Consider the following 248-nt stretch of genomic DNA (forward strand, 5'->3'; position numbering starts at 1 on the left):
AATAAACGTAATGTAGAATGGCTACGTTGTATGAATGTAGGAAGTTATTTAGATATAAAAGCTTTTTATCCAGTTATGAGAGTAAAGGTAAAAGGGCGAAAGAAATATGTATTAACAGAAATATTAGAAGATGATGTGAAAGAAATATGTACAAGCTTAAAATGTGAACCAGCGTTAAAAAGTGAAGTTGGTAATACGAGAATTATGCTTAATAGCTTAGAGGATGTTATGAAATTAGAAAGTTATAT

At 28.6% G+C, this 248-nt stretch carries 1 pseudogene; it reads left to right on the forward strand.

The window, feature by feature from the left end:
• A pseudogene (locus tag MR160_RS34470) lies at positions 1-248 on the forward strand (3'-5' exonuclease); the annotation flags it as partial.

It is taken from the genome of Bacillus cereus group sp. BfR-BA-01382, assembly GCF_022663475.1.
GTDB classification, from domain to species: domain Bacteria; phylum Bacillota; class Bacilli; order Bacillales; family Bacillaceae_G; genus Bacillus_A; species Bacillus_A thuringiensis_S.